We start from the raw sequence: 17,706 nt of genomic DNA on the forward strand, positions 1-17,706 counted from the left end.
CGCTCAAAAATGCAACAATTTATTATCATTTAAATTCTGTTAAATCTATATTGACTGTATATTCAGTGGCTTAAATTCAAATAATTGCAATATTTAGTATTATTTACACATACCTAGTAATTAGGCAGTACTAAAGCTAAAAAACCTAACGCATAAAAATACGTTAGGTTTTTAGAAATTAGTTCAACCTTTAAATATAAACAGGTATTAGTATTTTAAACGCTCATACAATCCTGAGGCTCTTGATACACTTTTGCTCATGGCCAATTGCAGTACTTTTTTATCGGCCACCAGCTCAAAGGTGTTTTTAGCACGTGTTATGCCTGTGTACACCAGCTGTCTATTTACACCCATACTGGCGTGTTTAAGCGGCGGTAAAACCATAGCAGTATAACTAAACTCCGAGCCCTGCGATTTATGTATGGTCATTACATACACTTTATCGTGAGCAGGTAGGCGCGCGGGTGAAAACGCCCGAACCGTGTTTTGCTCATCAATAAATAATGCTTTTAACTGCCCGCTTTCATCGGGCATTAAGATACCAATATCACCATTAAACAACTTAAGTTGATAATCGTTTTGGCTCACCATAATGGGCATACCACTGTAATGGCGCTGGTTTGGGCTTACCGATATTAACCCTTGTTGCACAAGTGCGCGCTCAATGCGGCTGTTTAAGCTATTTACGCCGTAATCACCCTCACGCACGGCCGCTAATAATTGATATTGAGAAAACGCCGCGTGAACATCTGCAACACTTGCCCCTTGTGCAATTAAATTTAAATAATGAGCGTAATGCTTAGCAGCACTGTTTATTAATTTTTCTATGGGTTTTGCAACAAAGTCATAATCTAAAATAACATCGTTAAATTGGCCTTGTGTGCTTTGTTGCTCTACGTATTTTAAAATACCGTTATGGTTAGTATTAACCGCCAGCGCAAGCTGGCCAATGCCACTTTGTGCATCAAACCGGTAACTGTGTTGTAAGAACGCAATGCAATCAGCTAGTTTAAATTCGCTATGTCCAGGCGCCGCTAATTTAGCCTCTCCTTTAAAACATAAAGCATTGAGCTCATCACATCGTGCTTGCGAGTAATTAGGCGTTTCACCCAATGCTAACCCTTGGCATAAATCACTCATTACACTGCCGGTATCTACCGAGGCAAGTTGGTCTTTATCGCCAAGCAATATTAAACGCGCATGCGCAGGCAGTGCTGCTATTAATTTAGCCATGAGTGATAAATCAACCATACTGGCTTCATCAATAATAAGTACATCTAAATGCAGCGGGTTGGTGCTGTTATGCTTAAATTTATTAGTAAAGGGTTTAACCCCTAAAAGCCGGTGAATAGTTTGCGCGCTATCGGGAATTAAGGCCTTTATATCCTCAGGAATAATTTTAAGTTGCTCTTTTGCCCCTAAAATTGATTCACTTAAACGAGCTGCCGCTTTACCTGTAGGCGCCACCAGCTTTATGCTTAAAGGTGCACTTTTATAAAGCGACTGTAAAATAGCTAATAGCTTAGTCACGGTGGTGGTTTTACCTGTCCCTGGCCCGCCCGTAATAACGCTAAAACCTTTTGTTGCGGCAATAGCACAGGCTACTTTTTGCCAATCAATCGCCAGTGCTGAATTATCAACAAAGTAGTCATTTAATAATTGGCTGAGTAACTGGGTATTTATATTTAAATGGCGCTCACTCATCGCAAGTAAACGTGTAGCTAAGGTGTGCTCATAATCAGCTAGGCGCGCAAAATAAAGCCGTTCGTTAAATAACTGTAAGGGTTTGGCCTCGCCTACACTGTTATGGGCACTTAAACAGCTAAGCGCATCGAGGTAGTTAAAGGCTTCGTTAAAAGGCGATGTAATATTTGGTACATTGCCCTCGGTTTTAGTAAAGTCGCTTTGGCGTAAATTAAACGGGTTTTGCCAGTCGACTTCTTTTAATGTTAAACAGCTATGCTGGCTTTGCTGTGCTAAACACAGCAATAACACTATATAAAACACGTCGTTTTGCTGGTTGTCGCACAGCATTAAGGCAAGCTTTACATCTACCATTCTTATGCGTTTTTCATCTAATAAGTAGTCAAGAAGCTCCACCGTATTTAACGGTTGGGCAGGTGCTGGCGGCTCATCAAACAAGCTTTGCTGCATAGGATAGTCACTCATAACATGGCTCCTTGGCTAAATAAGCCATCTAATAGTGTGATTTGCTCTGCGCTAAGCTTATTAAAATACACCCCTTTGCCCGCCGGCATGCCGCGTAAAAACGTATAATAAACCCCGCCTAAATGGGTTTCTATTGCATAACCACTAATGCGTTGTTTGAGTAATCGGTGCAGCGCAACGCTATAAATTAAATACTGTAAATGATACTGATGGCTATTCATGGCTTGCTCTAGCAGGTCGCTTTCATAGTCAGCGGGCGTATTGCCTAAGTAATTAGACTTATAATCTAAAATATAATACTTCTCTTGATAGCAAAAAATTAAATCTATAAATCCCTTTAACAGGCCTTTTACATGAGAAAACTCGAGTTTGCTTTGGGTAAAACCAAAATGCTTAACCAGTATTTCGTTTAATTTAGGCGCGCTTAAACTATCTAAAGGTAAATTAAATTCCATTTCGACTAGGCAATCTGTCGGAGCTAATTGACTTAAGCTTAACCCCTCATTGTTTAAGGGGCAGATTAACGAATCAAGCACCCATTGCTCGGTCACGTGTTGCCAGCTTTCGCTAATATGGTATTTATCCAGCGCATGTTTAACTACCTCTGCTAAATTTTGCTCTGGATTTGTAGGGTGTACTTGCGCACTGGTAAAGTCTATTTGTTCAAAAATTTCATGCAAACAGCTTCCAGGCTTCGCCCCCTTGGGAAAACTGTAAGGCGATGGTATTTCATCCTGGCTGTTAGCAAATTCATCTTTTTCATGATCTTCATCGCTGCGCCCAGGCTCAATATGATCGGTGTGCTTTTTAAAGCTTAGCGCGCTAAAGCTGGTTGCTCGCCAATCTCGCTCTATGTTGGCTGTAACCGTATTAACTCTTAACGCTTGGCTTTGCTGCACTGCGCTATTGAGTGTTAATTGGCCTTGTTCGGCCAATTGCTCAGCCGTAAATTGCTGATAATGCATTTCGGTGTGAGCGTCGCAAAATTCACTTAAGTGGGTGCGCCACGTTTGGCTACTTTTAAGCTCAAGCCCTGCAAATAACACATGCCCTAATGCACTACTTTGTATAGCCAAGCGACTACTTTGCCCTTGCCCTATGTTATACACCCCAAGTGCACAAAAATGTACCGCACGGGTAAGGGCAACATAAAGTAAGCGTAAGTCTTCAGCTAGGCGTTCTTGCTCGGCTTGTGCTAAGGCGTCTTCGTTTTTACTTAAATCGTAAACTAGCTGGCCGTTTTGATGATAAAGCGCTTCTTTAGTTTCGCGATAGCCACTGGCAAAAGGCATAAATACCAGCGGATACTCGAGCCCTTTTGAGGCATGCATAGTCACAATTTTAACTAAGTTTGCGTCACTCTCTAGGCGTACTTGCACGGTTTCGCCATCTTGCTGGCTTACTTTTTGTGCAAACCAACGTAGCAAGCGCAAAGTGCCTTCTAGCTCTATTTGCTTTTGCTGCAGTATTTCACCTAAGTGTCTAAAGTCGGTTAACCAGCGCTCAACGTTATAGCCAAGCCCTTGCCACTTAGCGCTCAGCTGATTATGACTTAACAAACGCTCAAGCATCGCCATTGCGCCCTGCTTGTTCCAAATATGGCTAAGTTGAGCAAAAAAGTTTAAGTGCTCTTGCCATTTATTTTCATCATCAGCAAGGGCGTAAATTTCGTTGTAGCTTAAACAAAATAATGGCCCTGCTAATACGCCGCGCAGTAATGACTCGTTGTATTGCCCATGCAATGCCGTTAAAAAATTAAGTAAATGGTGGCTAAGCTCTTGGCTAAAAACACTGTCGCGCGATAAATACACGCTAGCAATATTGGCATTGCTCAGTGCTTTTTTCATTATTTGCGCTTCTACACGGTCGCGCACCAATATACAAATATCGGCAGCGGTCACCTTATGCTTACCAATGCACGCTCGCCCTTGCTCGGCTTGCTCAAGCAGTGTCACTATTTTATTAGCAAAATAGCTGGCCAAATGCCCTTGCCCAACGCCTTTACTGGTGGGTTTGTTTTTTTCATCTGCAGCTTCATCTACAAATACATTAAATTCAAACGCGGTGGCAGGTTTGTCATCTATTGTAAATGTTTCATCGGCTTTTTTGCCTTTTGCTGCTACTGCGTTAAACGGTATGGCATCGTTATAAATAAAGCTATTGGCATGTTTAGAAAACAAACTGTTCACACTGCTTACTATATCGATGCTTGAGCGAAAATTAGTACCTAAAGTAAATTGCTGCTCAGGCTCTACCGACTCTTTTGCGCCAATATAGGTAAAAATATCTGCGCCCCTAAAGCCATAAATAGCCTGTTTTGGGTCGCCTATCATGGCAAGCGTCGTTTTTTCTTGGCCGTATATTTTGCTAAAAATTCCGTACTGAATCGGATCGGTATCTTGGAACTCATCAATCATGGCAACAGGAAATAACTGCGCTATTTTTTGCGATAAAGCCTCGCCCTGCTCGGCATTTAAAGCACTGTGTAAATTAGTCAGTAAATCATCTGGGGTGATCACACTTTGCTCTTGCTTGCGTTTTACAATTGCCTGTTTAACCCACCGAGCTGCGGTTTGTACAACGGCAATTTTAAGACCCTGATTAATTTTAGTATTAAGTGCACTGAGCTCATCAAACAGGCTAAGCAGAGGGTGGCTAAATAATGGCTGATTTTTTTTATAATTACTGGCATCACTTAAGTTTTCGCTGCTCCACACCTCAAACGAGTATTTATTGGTGCCAAATTCAAAAAATAACTCATCACCTAAACAAAATCCTTCAAGGGCCGTTAAACTGCCTTTTCGCCCAGGTGTTTTAGAGCCACTTAAACCCGAGCCCTTTATTGCAGCTATAAACTCTTGCTCCAGCACTGCTTTTTTAAAAGCGGGTACTTTAGCAATGTACTCATCGCGAGCTTTAAATACGTCATCTAAGTTTATTTGCGGCACTATGTTCGCATTGGCTTTATTTAGCACACTACTAACTTGGCTAAATAGCGATTCAGGGGCTGCAAACACCTCTAAAATAGCATCAGTGCGTTCTTTATTAAGTGGGTATACAAAGGCGCGCCAAAAATCCTTAATTGTGTCGAGCAGTATGTCGCGCTCATCTAGAATAAATTCAAGGTTAAAAGCAACGCCCGATTCAAACGCATGCTGCTTTAACATGCGTTGGCAAAAACCATGAATGGTAAATATAGCGGCTTCGTCCATAGATTTAGCGGCGGCATCGAGTAAATCAAAGGCGCGGTGTTTATCATCTACTGCGGCTATTACACCTTCTATTAATTCATCATTTGGGTTTTGGCCCAGTAATGCATCGCGCGCAGCAATAATACGGCTGCGTACGCGGTCTTTAATTTCTTGCGTTGCAGCATCGGTAAAGGTAACCACCAATATTTGCTCAACACTTAACGGGGTGTTTATCTCCCCTGGTATTTGCAAGCCTAATAAATAGCGTAAATAAAGCCCGGTAATGGTGTAGGTTTTACCCGTACCCGCACTGGCTTCTATTAAACTTTGCCCTTTTAACGGCATTGTTAGCGGATTAAGCGCTTGCATGGTCACTCTCCTTTGCATGTGCATGTAATGGGGAGAGTAATTTTTCGCTCCACTTAATAAATTCTTCTTGGCAGTCATTGAGCGATTGCACCGTTAAACGAATATACGGGTTTTCGCCCTCGCCGCGCCCTATGTATTGTGGGTTAAACTTGCTAATGGCTTTACCAATATCGCCACCACTTTTAATGTATTCATAGCCACTTACCGGATAAAATGCCACAGGCTCTTTGCGCAAGGCTTGGTATAACGAAAACCAATCATTGAGTAAGGCATCGGCCTCATTTTTACTCAGTGGTGCAAAGCTAATTTGCTTATCGAGCCCCAGTAAAAGGGTTTCAACATTTTGCTCCATACTTTGTGCAACAAGATGATATATAAAGCCTTTAATTAAATCTTTGGCCTTTATACTGGCACTTCGGTAAAACACTTGTTTTTGAAGGTAAATATGATTAAGCCAGCCCTCAATGGTGGTGTTCTCTATGCGCAAAGACACCTCAAGCGGGTCGGTTTTGCCGCTTTTAATATGCTCTTTTACTTGCCCGGCTAGTGCATCTACTCGGTGCGCCATGCTCTCATACACTAAATTGCCCACATTGGCTTGTGGCAGCTCCCCCCGTTGCAATATTTGCTCTGTACTTAAAGGTTGCTCATTAATGTTGGCTTGCAGTATTTCGTCTAAATAAAAGTAGCGGCGCAGCGCATCTAGGCTAAAAGGCTCTTCATCTTTTGCTACTTCGTTAAATTCAGGTAGGCGTAAACCTAATGTTTGCTGGTAAAAGCTCTCTTGTGCGTTGCACACACTGCGAATAAATACATCAAGCTCTAATTGCGCGGGCGCTGTTACATCAATGGCTGTTAGCGGCTGCGCGTCTATACGCTCGCTTGGCAGCCAAATAGGATTAAAACTGTGATTACTCAGTTTTTCATCAGCTTCAGTGTCTACTGTGTAATACGCACGATTAAAAGGCTGCAAGTGCTGCTGATTAATTAAACACCCAGGCAGCGTTTTTTCGCTGTTATTTGCTAACGTAAAGCTGCGGCCTATGTACTCTAAAAGCTCGCTTACTAAGGTTGAGGGCATACGCGGTTGATTGTCAAAACACGAGCGGCCAATGTAACTTATGTATAAATTTTCGCGGGCACTAAGCAGGGCTTCTAAAAATAAGTAGCGGTCATCTAATTTACGTGAACGGTCACCTTTTTGTTTTTTAGAATACGGCACTAAGTCAAACCCTATTGGCTGCACCGTACGTGGGTAATCGGCATCGTTTAAACCAAGCATACACACCACTTTAAACGGCACGGCGCGCATAGGCATTAGTGTACAAAAGTTAACTTGCCCCACTAAAAAGCGCTGTCCTACCCCTTTTTCCTGAATGCCTTGTTTTATCAGGTAGCTTACAATTCGTTGCGATACATGTTTATCGTAATCGCCATTATCGTGGTGCTTTTTAAGTTCCTCTAAAACATTTTGCAGTACCAGTAAATCCCAGCTGTCTTCGCCTTCATTGTAATAAATAGCATTTATTAGCTCAGATAAAATATCCGCTTTATTGCTAAGGGTATCATCAGGTGTTAGCTCATCTTTAAAGCGCTGCAGTACATCAATAAAATGCACCAGTTTATTAAGGGTATCAAGCGCCATGCCCTCTACTTCATCGGCACTATAAATGCCGTTAAACGGGCATTGCTCATCGCGCTGGGCTATGCCTAGCAGTAAACGGTTTAAACCATGCTGCCAGGTATTTAAATCTATTGCGGGTAAATCAAAGCTACTTTTGTGCTCAGCATTTATACCCCATTTAACCCCTACACGCTCAAGCCAATATTGAATTTGTTCGTACTCGTGCGCCTCTAGCGCAAATTTTTCGGCAATTTGTGTTACTTGCAGTAAATCAAGAATATCCGAGACACCAAAACGCGAAAACGGCAAATTGGCTAAGCTGGCAAACGAGCTCAGCACCGGTTTTTCTTGCTCTATGGCTAAATCGGCCAATGCATAAGGAATAAAGCGACTGGTGTTCTGCGCGCCGCCAAATACCGCTTCAATATACGGGCTGTACGTACCTACATCAGGCATCATTACAATAATGTCTTTAGGAGTGAGCGACGGGTTTTGATTAAACAAAGTAAGTAAATAGTCGTGCAGGCGCTCAACCTCTCTAAGCGGTGTGTGGCAATCGCTTAAAGTAATGCTGGTGTCGGTGTCGCTAATGGGCAGTTTACCCTCATCATTAATAAACCATTGCTTGTTATCGGTAAGTGACTCACCTTTAAATGCCAGTTGGTAAATCTCGCTTTGAATTTGACCCAGTAAGCTATCGTCAAACGCATCTATAAAGCCATCAATCCAACGCGCATCAAGTTGTACGAGTTGCTCAAAGTAATCGCGCCCTAGTTTTCCCCATGACGATAAAAGCGGGTTACCTATAAAGTAGTATTCTTCATCAGGGTTAGTTTGTTTTTTTTGCTGCGCTTCTAAAAGCGGCATTTTGGCGTATTTGGCATTTATTTTGGCTGCTGTTTTTTCATCAACCACATCGCCCCAATAATGCTCGCTAGGATTAAAAAAGAATAAAAACACCTCTGTTTTTTTGCTCAGCGCTTCAAACACCTCAAGCTGCGAGCTCGCAATCGCCGATATACCAAATAAACTAATGCGTTTAGGTAGTAAGCTATTATCCATATTCTCAAGGGCATCGAGTAGCTGCCCTTGCATATTGGCACGATGAAATTGGCTTTGCCCAAGCGCTTTACTGTGCGCCACCAGCTTTCGCCATAAATCGCTTTGCCACGGGGCAATGCTTACATCAACATCGTCAAGTTCATCTTTGCCGCTATCCCAAGTGGCAATCCAGTGCGGGCGGTACATTAAATATTGGTCGTACACATCGGCAATTTTTTCACACAGGGCAAAGGTTTTTTGCCCGTCTAGATCGCCCTCTAAATAGGTTTTTAATGGCAAATAAAGCGGTTCATCAATACAACTGGGCAGTATTGCAAATAATTTCCAAGCAAGGTTAGGCTTATTAAATGCCGACTCTTTAGGTACATTGGGCAGTAACTGCTGATACAACTGCCATATAAAGCTCGATGGCAGCGGAAAATCGACCTGCGCGGCTAACCCTAGGTTTTCGCTTAAACCAATTTTAAGCCACTGCGACATACCCGGCGACTGCACTAATACCACTTCTTTATCGAATGGGCTTTGCAGCGGGTTTACTTTTAATAGCTGATTAAACTGAGCCTGCAGCGCTTCCATACGGTTTGATTGAATAATATTGAGCATACAACTGGAGTCCTTACTTGAAGTAAAACCAGTTTAAGATATTTTCATTTATAGGGGTAGCGCAATCAGCAAATTGGCACTAATAAATCAGCGAGTTAGCAGGGAGTTTAAACGCACAGCGTTAATTTTAATCACTGTGCGTTTTATTTGTCAGGTCATTTTATTTATAAGGGCTAATGCTTGATAAGCTAAATGCGCTTTGCATAATCACTTTACCATCTATCCCTTTAAGCTTAAGTGAGATGGCCGGATCTGCTTGTTGCCAATCTATGCTTAAATCGCCGTAATTCACATTGTGGGTGTAATCACCTACACGGTGTTTATTTGGGCTTACGTCTTTCCACTTTTCAGTGAGCCCTGAGCTGGTCATTTCTATTAAAGGGTAATCAAGGTTTTGTTGATACTTTGATATTTCGCCCCAGTGCGTATCGCCACTGATGATAATAACCCCATTCACTTGATGCTTTTTAATTAACGCAAATAAACGGTTACGATCCTCTGGGAAATTAGCCCACGACTCCCACCCTGTAAAATCGGGTAATAACTGCAAGCTTGAGGCAATTAGCTTTATAGCCGCAGGCTTTTTAAGCTCTTGCTCAAGCCATTGCCACTGCGCCTCACCTAGCATAGAGGCGCCTTTCACTTCTGTTGGGCTATACGGGCCTTGGTTATTAAGCTTACGCTTAGTGTAATATTCAAGCTCGCTTACGTGGTTAAGCGCATCACGGCTCCAGCGTAAGTCGGGCATTATTACGTGTACGGTTTGCTCATCCTCACCATACATATACGACGTGTAAATACCATCCGTGCGGGTGCGTCGGGGTGAGCTTTTAGGCTCGCCCCAAAAATCGAGCATAATTTGGCGAGATTTCTCTTTATGTGGGTAGTCTTTACCAATATCGTTTTGACCAAAGTCGTGATCATCCCACATCGCAATGATTGGCGTATTCGCTTTTAGTGTTTTAAAGCCTGGTTTTGCACCTAATTTTTGGTATTTATTAGCAAGTACCGTCATATCGTTGGTGTCGCCGTAAATATTGTCACCTAAAAATATAAATAAATCGCCCTGCTCTTTATTAATGGTGTCAAATATTGGGATGTCTTTATCTTGATGCCCACACGAGCCAAATAAAATTTTTGAAGGGGCTGCCATAACGTTTGCGCTCAACGCTAACCCTAATGCTAATACGGCGTGTGTAATAGGTTTTACTAACTGCTTCATTTTAAAATCTCACTTATTGACGGTGCCATGTTTGAATTTAGGTGTTTTGGGTTTATACCCAATGCGCTTAAAACAGTGGCTGCAACCTGTGCCTGTTTAAGCTCATTTTGTGTTTTAATTAAGCCGTGCCCTTTTATGGCAGGACCAATGGCAGCAAGCCAAATATGCTCAGAGCCGACAATGCCCTCAGGAAATTTATTACCCGCTAAATGCAGCTCAGCCAACGCACGTTTAGAGCTATGATGCTGCCAGTCACTTGCACTGCTCCCGCGGCCGTGGTCGGTGGTAACAATAAGCGTTGTATTGTTTTTATAGCCCGGTGTAGTTTGAATTGTGTTCCATAAGTCTTTTAAAAACGCATCGCTTTGCCTTGCAGATTTTAAATATTGGTCGTAATGGCCATCGTGCGCAAAGTCGTCGGTCTCACCTAAGCTAATGACTAACAAGCGCGGCGTTTTTGCCAGCATATACGCTTTAGCAAATCGGTAAGTAAAACTGTCTAAGCGTACGTTTTCCCATGGGCTTGGAATTTCATTTTGCAACGCGTTTAAAAGCTTAGCATCAGCAAATAAATCGTTTTCTATGGGCATAAAACCCGCATTCACATACACGTTACTACGCTGTGTATTCACAATGTAAGGAAATACATCCCAACTCCCAAACAAAGCGGTTTTACCTTTAAAGTCTGCACGCTCATCTAGGCGCTCTAAAATGGTTTTATTCGCGTTTAATACTTTATTGTTGCTATTAATTTTTTCATCTACTTCGCCGGTGAGCATTTCGTTATACCCAGGGTATGAAAAATACCAAGGGTTGCTCAGCGACATATTAGAGCCCTTTGCTCTATCACCTACAATTACGCCCTTTTTAGCCACATGCTGAGTTAAAAATGGCATGAGTAATTGCTGGCGCTTATTGGCGGTAGGCGCCCAAAATTGCTTATTTAAATGCGTTGGGTTTTTAACAAAATCGGCATTATTAATGAGGTTTTTATCTGCGCCGCTAAACACCTCTTGCCAGCGCACACCATCAAGGGTCACTAGCACTAGATTTTGCGCTGCGCTTGCGGTATTGCTGATTAATACAATGATGCTAAATATCGTGGCTTTTATAATTGAGTTCATAATTACTGTGTACCTAATTACTGTGTACATTTAACAAAAAGCCCATCAAAGATGGGCTTTTAATTATTTACTGTACATTATGGCTATTAAAACGTAGCCGATAACGTCAGTGCTGCTGTACGTGGTGCACCAATAAAGTAAGTGCTGCCATTACCCGTACCACCCGCCAAATAGCTTTTATCGGTAACGTTATAAACAACAAAGGCAACATCAATAGCTTTAAATGGCCCTGCGTTTATATCGGTTGCGTAACCTGCGTTTAAATCAACCACGGTATAGCCATCAACTTCGCCACGCTCACCTGTGTATTTAGCCGATAAACCAAAGCGGAAATCACCGCTAAAGTAATCGGTCGATAGCACAAATAAGTCATCTACTGAGTCTATTACTTTTTCACCGGCTTCAAACCCGGGTGCATCGCCTTTGTACTCTGAGTCATTATTCGTGTACGAGCTATATACGCTCCATTGTGGGCTTAGCATGTAACTTGCCGACAGCTCTAAACCTTGCGATTCAATACCCCCTACGTTTAAGTAAGAGCCATTTGTACCTATGGTGTAATCAATACCGCCAGTGTCACTACCTGGGGCAATGAACGTAATACGGTTATCAAATTCAATTGAATACGCTGTTGCGGTGAGATTTAACGCGTTATTTTGATAACGTACACCTAAATCGATATTTTCAGCGGTTTCAGCTTCAATGGCTGATAAATCAGAGCTGTCGCGCTCAAGCACCCCGTCTTTAATAGCAGCAAAGTTTTCGCTGTAGCTTGTAAATAGCTCTGTTGAGTTATTTAGCTGATACAAAATACCACCACTAAATAACACATCAGAGTCGCTATTAACTTTAGCGGTTGTGGCATTTTGATAATGGTCGTACTTTTCAATATCAACAAGGTACTTTTTAACACCTACGTTAAGCGTGAAATCGCCAAGGGCCATTGAATCCTGCGCGTACCATTTAAGGGTGTCTGTCTCAAAGGTGTTTTTATACTGGGTCCAGTATGGCGTGCTATCAAAGTGGTGGTAAATGCTGGCATTAATTACTTTGTGCCAATCGCGAGACTCGTCACGGTCGCTTTGCTCATACCAAAAACCGGCTTCTATGTCGTGCATGCCAAACGTAGCTTGGTAGTTAGCAGTAACCCCTAAGCGGTCTTTTTTGTAATGCGTATGACGATACGACATTACAGGTATTGCCGTATCATCGTAACATGCAGGGTTTAAACCAGGGCCCGACTCCCACGGCCAGCTTAAACTTGCCGTACACCCTTCGTTTGGTGCAAGTGCGTTACCTGCGCTATCTACAAAACCGTAAGAGCCTGCGTTAGTGCCACCCTCTGTGGTTGGGTTGCCGTTTTCATCTACTGGAGTTGTTAAATACGGTGGGATCCAATCGCCACGGCCCGAGTTTTTATGATAATAAGGGCTCACTGTAATAAGCGATGTTGGCGAAAGTGCATACTCAAACTTTAAATACGCTAACGTATTTTCACGCAGTGTACCCCAGCCCTCAGCAAACATTTGGTCGTAATGTGGAACGCCGGTCCAGTTCCACGTTAACTGATCCCACTCTGGCGTTTGTTCAAATTGCGCAAGACTTACACTGTTGTAGTTAGTCTCGCTTACATCATCGTAAGATAAACGCCCTGTTATTGTTAAATCAGCAAGCGTTGTTACAAATTTAAGCTCTGCGTGTTGGTTATCTTTTCCGCCATTGCTACCCGAGCCAATCCAGCGGCTAGTATCAGTTTGCGAGTAACTTACATACGCTTGTGTATTATCAAATAAAGTACCCGTTTCGTGCTTAACGTAAAAGCGGGTCGCATCGTGGCTACCCGAGGTGTAAGCAAAAGTGGTGCTGCTATCAAGACTTGGCGCTTTACTTACAAAGTTAAATGTACCGCCCAGTGCCTCAAGCGATGCCGATTTAATGTCTGAGGTGCCTTGGCCTACTTCTACAGTGGCTAAATTTTCAGTGTCTAGGTAACGGTTTGCTTTAGCGCCACCACCATAGTTTGAGCCACCGTTAGGAATACCATCAACGGTCATCCCTAATTGCTGCTGGTTTGAGTCAATACTAAAACCACGCATAGTAATTGTGGTAGACCAGTCATCGCCACCAAATGCATCGCCTTCGTTTATGCTAATGCCAGGTAAGTTATCGATAACCGATAACACACTCGAAACCGTTGTTTGTTGATCAAGCATTGCAGGCTCAATCACATTATTTGCGTAACTGGTTGGTTTTGCAGTAACGGTTATTTCTTCTATTTCGTTGTCATTTGCATAAGCTGACGTTGATACAGCCATAGCAATTGCCATGCTCAAAATCGATTTATTAGTTAAAGCGTACATTGTGATCCCGTTTGGTTTTAATTATCTAAAGTAATTATGAAAGCGGGCACAGTATGATTTCGAATTATGACAACAAAAATGAAGTTTATTTACAGGGGTGTTAAAAAAATGTGGGGTTTTTATGGCTTTGTTATGTCATTTGTAAGTCAGCCTAAGCACAAAAACCTAGGCTGATTTATATGTAAATACTAATTCATTAGAATAGTTTAGCTAACATCTCGTCACTATAAGCAACAAGCTCTTCATTATTAGCCACTTTACTAATGTAATCTGGATTAGCAATAAATGGACGACCAATCGCAATTAAATCAAACTGGTCATTGTTTATTGCTTGTTTTGCATCATCAAAACTATAGCTACCTACCCCTACAAGGCTGGTTTTAGTGTTAGCGCGCAAATACTGCGAGGTTGTTTTACCTTCTAAAGAGTCAAATTGAGTGCTGTCATCAAAAATACCGCCATGAATGTAAGCCAGCTTTTTGTCATCTAGCTGCGCTAATAAATAATCAAATACCGCTTTATCACGCTTATCCTCTTCCATATTAAAATAAGCACCTGGCGATAATCTAATTGCCGTACGCTCATTCCCTACTGCATTAATAACCGCATCGGTCACTTCTATTGCAAAACGCGCCATATTTTCAGGTGTTTGGCCATATTCATCTGTGCGCTCATTTGCAGCGTAATGTAAAAACTGATCAATTAAATAACCATTTGCGCCATGAATTTCTACACCATCAAAACCAGCTTCAATGGCGTTTTCGGCCGCTTTGGCAAAGTCGGCTATCAATGAATTAATATCCTCTTTGGTGGCCGCTTTTGGCGTAATGTATGTCAGCTCACGCATACGTGGTACAGAGCCTTCAACACCAATTGCCGATGGCGCTAATACTTCGCCGTCAAAAAAGTGAGGGTGAGCAACACGGCCAACATGCCAAAGCTGTGCAAACATTTTACCGCCGTTTGCGTGCACGGCGTCGGTTACTTTTTTCCAACCTTGAATTTGCTCGCTGGTAAATAACCCCGGTGTATTTGGGTAGCCCTGTGCATCTGGGCGAATAATAGTGGCTTCGCTAATAATTAAGCCGGCATCGGCACGGCGCGCATAATATTCGACCATATCTTGCGTGGGTACTAAATTATCATCAGCCATACAACGGGTTAAAGGCGCCATAAAAACGCGATTTTTAAGTTCAAGTGAGTCGTTTAATGTATACGGGGCCAGTAAATCTGTGGTCATTGTTAAATCCTTCATTAAGAGTATGCATATGAGATGCGGCCTTTTTAACAACATTCAAGGGTAATTTTGAATGCTCGCTCAAAATATACTCAGGGAATACCAAAACAGATCTGAAATACAAAATTAAATAACCTGAACTCTGGTTAAGAGATTTACTAACATATTTTATCATGATGATAGTTAAGCTTATTTTATCTCTAGCCAGAGATTTTCAGTAAAAACAAGGCGAATTTACGCGTCCATAGCTAGCCTATTGCAAGTAAATTCAACGCAGTTAGCACTTAAAATAGCTGCTAGAGATAGATTTATTATCCAGAGTTCAGGTTAAATAATAATTTTTCAACACACTGTCACATAACTCGATATACTTGTAACAGTAAAATTCAAATTTGAAGCAATAAAGAGTGAGCCAATTATGACAACTGCAAATGCGACTGAAGAACAAACCGTAATTTTAGGGCTAGGGGCAAAAAAACGACTCGCTTTTATGTTTGAAACCGTACAACAGTACAAACAAGTATGGATTTTAAACGACGATGATGGCTGCGTAATGCTTGCCAACGAAGATGACGACTGTGTACCAGTGTGGCCAACCCGCGATTTTGCACAAGCTTGGGCCACGGGCGAATGGGAAGGCTGTACACCAAAAGCCATTCCGACTAAAGATTGGTTTAGTCGCTGGACACCCGGCCTTGAAGAAGACGACCTACTTATTGCGGTGTTCCCTACCGAAGAGGACGACGGCACGGTGCTTTTTCCTGATGAATTTGAAAGCCAGTTAAAAATCCCTAAAAAAAGAAAGTACTAAGTAGCCAGCATCACGTTATTTAGTTTATAAACGCGGCCTAAAATAGCCGCGTTTTTTATATCTGCTTTCTAAAATTTAAATAAGCCTCAGTTATAACCTTGGCATCTTCTATTTGTGGATAGTGCCCAAGCTCACCAAACCCTTGTACGCGCGCATTAGGTATTGTTTTTTTATAGTGCTCAAGCATGTGTTTACCCGATATTGGGTCTTGCTCACCTGCAATAAACGTAACCGGTATATCGCTATTAATCATTGCCCCAACCCAGCGCTGTTCGTTTTGTTTTCGCTGTGTAATATATTTAATTAGCTTGGGCATCACACGTAAACCCTTGTTATAAATTAACAACGCCCAAAGGGTATCAATTACCATAGGGGCTGGTGGTGTGTTTTTGCCAAAAATAGTGATTAAATTTTTAGCAAACTTTTGTTTGCTCATTAGCTTAGGTACTAGCCAACCAAGTTTTGAAAGTAGCAGCTTTTGGATAAATAAAGGTTTATGTATGTGTGGAAATAACCCGCCATTTAAAAAACATACACTGTGTATGCGTATGTCGCTTTGAGCAGCAACTTGCCTTGCTAATAGCTCTTGAGCCACGGTATCACCATAATCATGGGCTAATAGGTGTACATTGGTAATATTCAAACGCTTTAAAAATTGCGTGTATAAATCAGCTTGCTCTGTAATGTTATAAGCCGCATTTATTGGTTTATCCGAAAGGCCAAAACCCAGCATATCAAGTGTAACTAAAAAGTAGTGTTTTTTGAGCTCATCCCACATACCTTCCCAGTCCCAGCTTGCACTTGGAAAGCCGTGTATCAAAAGGAGCGCGGGGTTATTAGCACCCCCCGCTGTGTTAGTAAAAATCTGCTTGGCATTTATATCAATAAACTGCCCGTTTGTTTGCCACTGCGAAAGCGTATACATAGGCTGCTACCCATTAACTTTTATTTTTGTAATGGTTAGTTTTATCACATTGAGCTTTAATAAAAAGCCGATATTGAACGTAAATATCGGCTTTTGGGTAAAATTTAGTTTTTAAGCTTTAAGTGTTATCGCGCCATAAGTATTGGCAAGGTAGTGTTTGCTAGCATGTAGTTAGTCATACCACCAAAAATTTGCTCATGAATTCGCCTGTGAGTAAATGCGCCCATCACCACTAAATCAGCATTATGCATTTGCGCTACCGACATAAACGCTTTAGCGGTCGATTGCCTGCCATTATTAAATGTTACAAACTCACTTTTAATATCGTGCTGATCTAAATATTTAACCACTTCATGGCCGTTTGGCATTTTATCGGCGCTGCTTGCGCTGGTGCAAATAACAACCTTTTGAGCTTGTTTTAAAAGCGGTAAACTATAAGTGAGCGCGCGCGATACCTCGGTACTGGCGTTCCAACCAATCACCACTGTTTTTATATCAAAGTGGGTCATTTGCCGTGGTACCAATAATATGGGTTTACCACTTCGCATTACCGATGCCTCAAAGGTCGAGGTTGATTTACCACTTTTAGACTGCGGAATAATAATTAAATCAGCGACTTTGCCTTGCTCTGCAATTATTTCGCTGCGCACACCTATATTAATATGCCATGAAGCGCTTGGGTGCGTGGGATGCTCTGCGCTGTCGTCAGTGTATTTAACTTGATGCTGGGCACATAAACTAACAAATTCGGTTTTTAAATTTGCCGATTCGGTTGTTGCAAAGCGCCCTGCTACAGAGTCTAACTCTTTTACCAATTTAGTTGGTAAGCCAAGCTGCCCTGTTGGCAAAAAGCGTTTTGGGTCTAAGTGCGTGTGATAAACATCAAGGTGCGCATTAAAATACTTAGCAACGGCTAAGCCCCCTTTTAAGCGCTCTGTTACATGCCCACTTGTAGAAAGCGGCATTAAAATAAGCTTAGGTGAAATCATAATTATATCCTTCTTAAGCC

10 protein-coding genes are annotated in these 17,706 nt (G+C 42.0%); 1 reads left to right on the forward strand and 9 read right to left on the reverse strand.

Annotated features, from left to right (window positions below; genetic code table 11):
- Nucleotides 1–207: 207 nt before the first annotated feature.
- The 7 genes from recD to CWC04_RS18160 form a co-directional block, all read right to left on the reverse strand.
- Nucleotides 208–2,169: an exodeoxyribonuclease V subunit alpha gene (recD, locus tag CWC04_RS18130; RefSeq protein ID WP_138686079.1), complete on the reverse strand. Its 1,962-nt coding sequence runs from the start codon at nt 2,167–2,169 to the stop codon at nt 208–210.
- Nucleotides 2,166–5,729, reverse strand: a complete 3,564-nt coding sequence (recB, locus tag CWC04_RS18135) for an exodeoxyribonuclease V subunit beta (protein WP_138686080.1) — start codon at nt 5,727–5,729, stop codon at nt 2,166–2,168. Before recB ends, recD begins: the two co-directional genes overlap by 4 nt.
- Nucleotides 5,716–9,018 carry an exodeoxyribonuclease V subunit gamma gene (gene recC / locus CWC04_RS18140; RefSeq protein ID WP_138686081.1) on the reverse strand — a complete coding sequence of 1,101 codons (3,303 nt, stop codon included), beginning with the start codon at nt 9,016–9,018 and terminating at the stop codon, nt 5,716–5,718. The genes recB and recC overlap by 14 nt, the downstream gene beginning before the upstream one ends.
- Before the next feature lie 160 nt (nt 9,019–9,178).
- Complete coding sequence (locus tag CWC04_RS18145; protein ID WP_138686082.1) at nt 9,179–10,240, reverse strand: alkaline phosphatase D family protein; 1,062 nt, start codon at nt 10,238–10,240, stop codon at nt 9,179–9,181.
- Nucleotides 10,237–11,364: an alkaline phosphatase family protein gene (locus tag CWC04_RS18150; protein ID WP_138686083.1), complete on the reverse strand. Its 1,128-nt coding sequence runs from the start codon at nt 11,362–11,364 to the stop codon at nt 10,237–10,239. Before CWC04_RS18150 ends, CWC04_RS18145 begins: the two co-directional genes overlap by 4 nt.
- 86 nt (nt 11,365–11,450) lie before the next feature.
- On the reverse strand, nt 11,451–13,724 hold the full coding sequence (locus tag CWC04_RS18155; RefSeq protein ID WP_055255334.1) for a TonB-dependent receptor domain-containing protein: 2,274 nt from the start codon (nt 13,722–13,724) through the stop codon (nt 11,451–11,453).
- 196 nt (nt 13,725–13,920) lie between these two features.
- Nucleotides 13,921–14,964: an alkene reductase gene (locus CWC04_RS18160; protein WP_096739789.1), complete on the reverse strand. Its 1,044-nt coding sequence runs from the start codon at nt 14,962–14,964 to the stop codon at nt 13,921–13,923.
- A 415-nt stretch (nt 14,965–15,379) separates the two neighbouring features.
- On the opposite strand from CWC04_RS18160, the gene CWC04_RS18165 reads away from it, so the two are divergent.
- Entirely contained in the window at nt 15,380–15,772 is a 393-nt protein-coding gene (locus CWC04_RS18165; protein ID WP_004588808.1) for a DUF2750 domain-containing protein, read from the forward strand.
- 55 nt (nt 15,773–15,827) lie between these two features.
- Here CWC04_RS18165 and CWC04_RS18170 read toward each other — a convergent pair whose 3' ends face one another.
- Nucleotides 15,828–16,697 (reverse strand): alpha/beta fold hydrolase, encoded by an 870-nt coding sequence (locus CWC04_RS18170; protein ID WP_138686084.1) that lies wholly within the window; start codon nt 16,695–16,697, stop codon nt 15,828–15,830.
- A 125-nt stretch (nt 16,698–16,822) separates the two neighbouring features.
- A complete protein-coding gene (locus tag CWC04_RS18175) occupies nt 16,823–17,686 on the reverse strand; it encodes a universal stress protein (RefSeq protein ID WP_138686085.1) in 864 nt (287 codons plus the stop codon).
- Between the last annotated feature and the right edge of the window lie 20 nt (nt 17,687–17,706).

The organism is Pseudoalteromonas sp. S2893, assembly GCF_005887105.1.
In the GTDB taxonomy this organism is placed as follows: Bacteria; Pseudomonadota; Gammaproteobacteria; order Enterobacterales; family Alteromonadaceae; genus Pseudoalteromonas; species Pseudoalteromonas atlantica.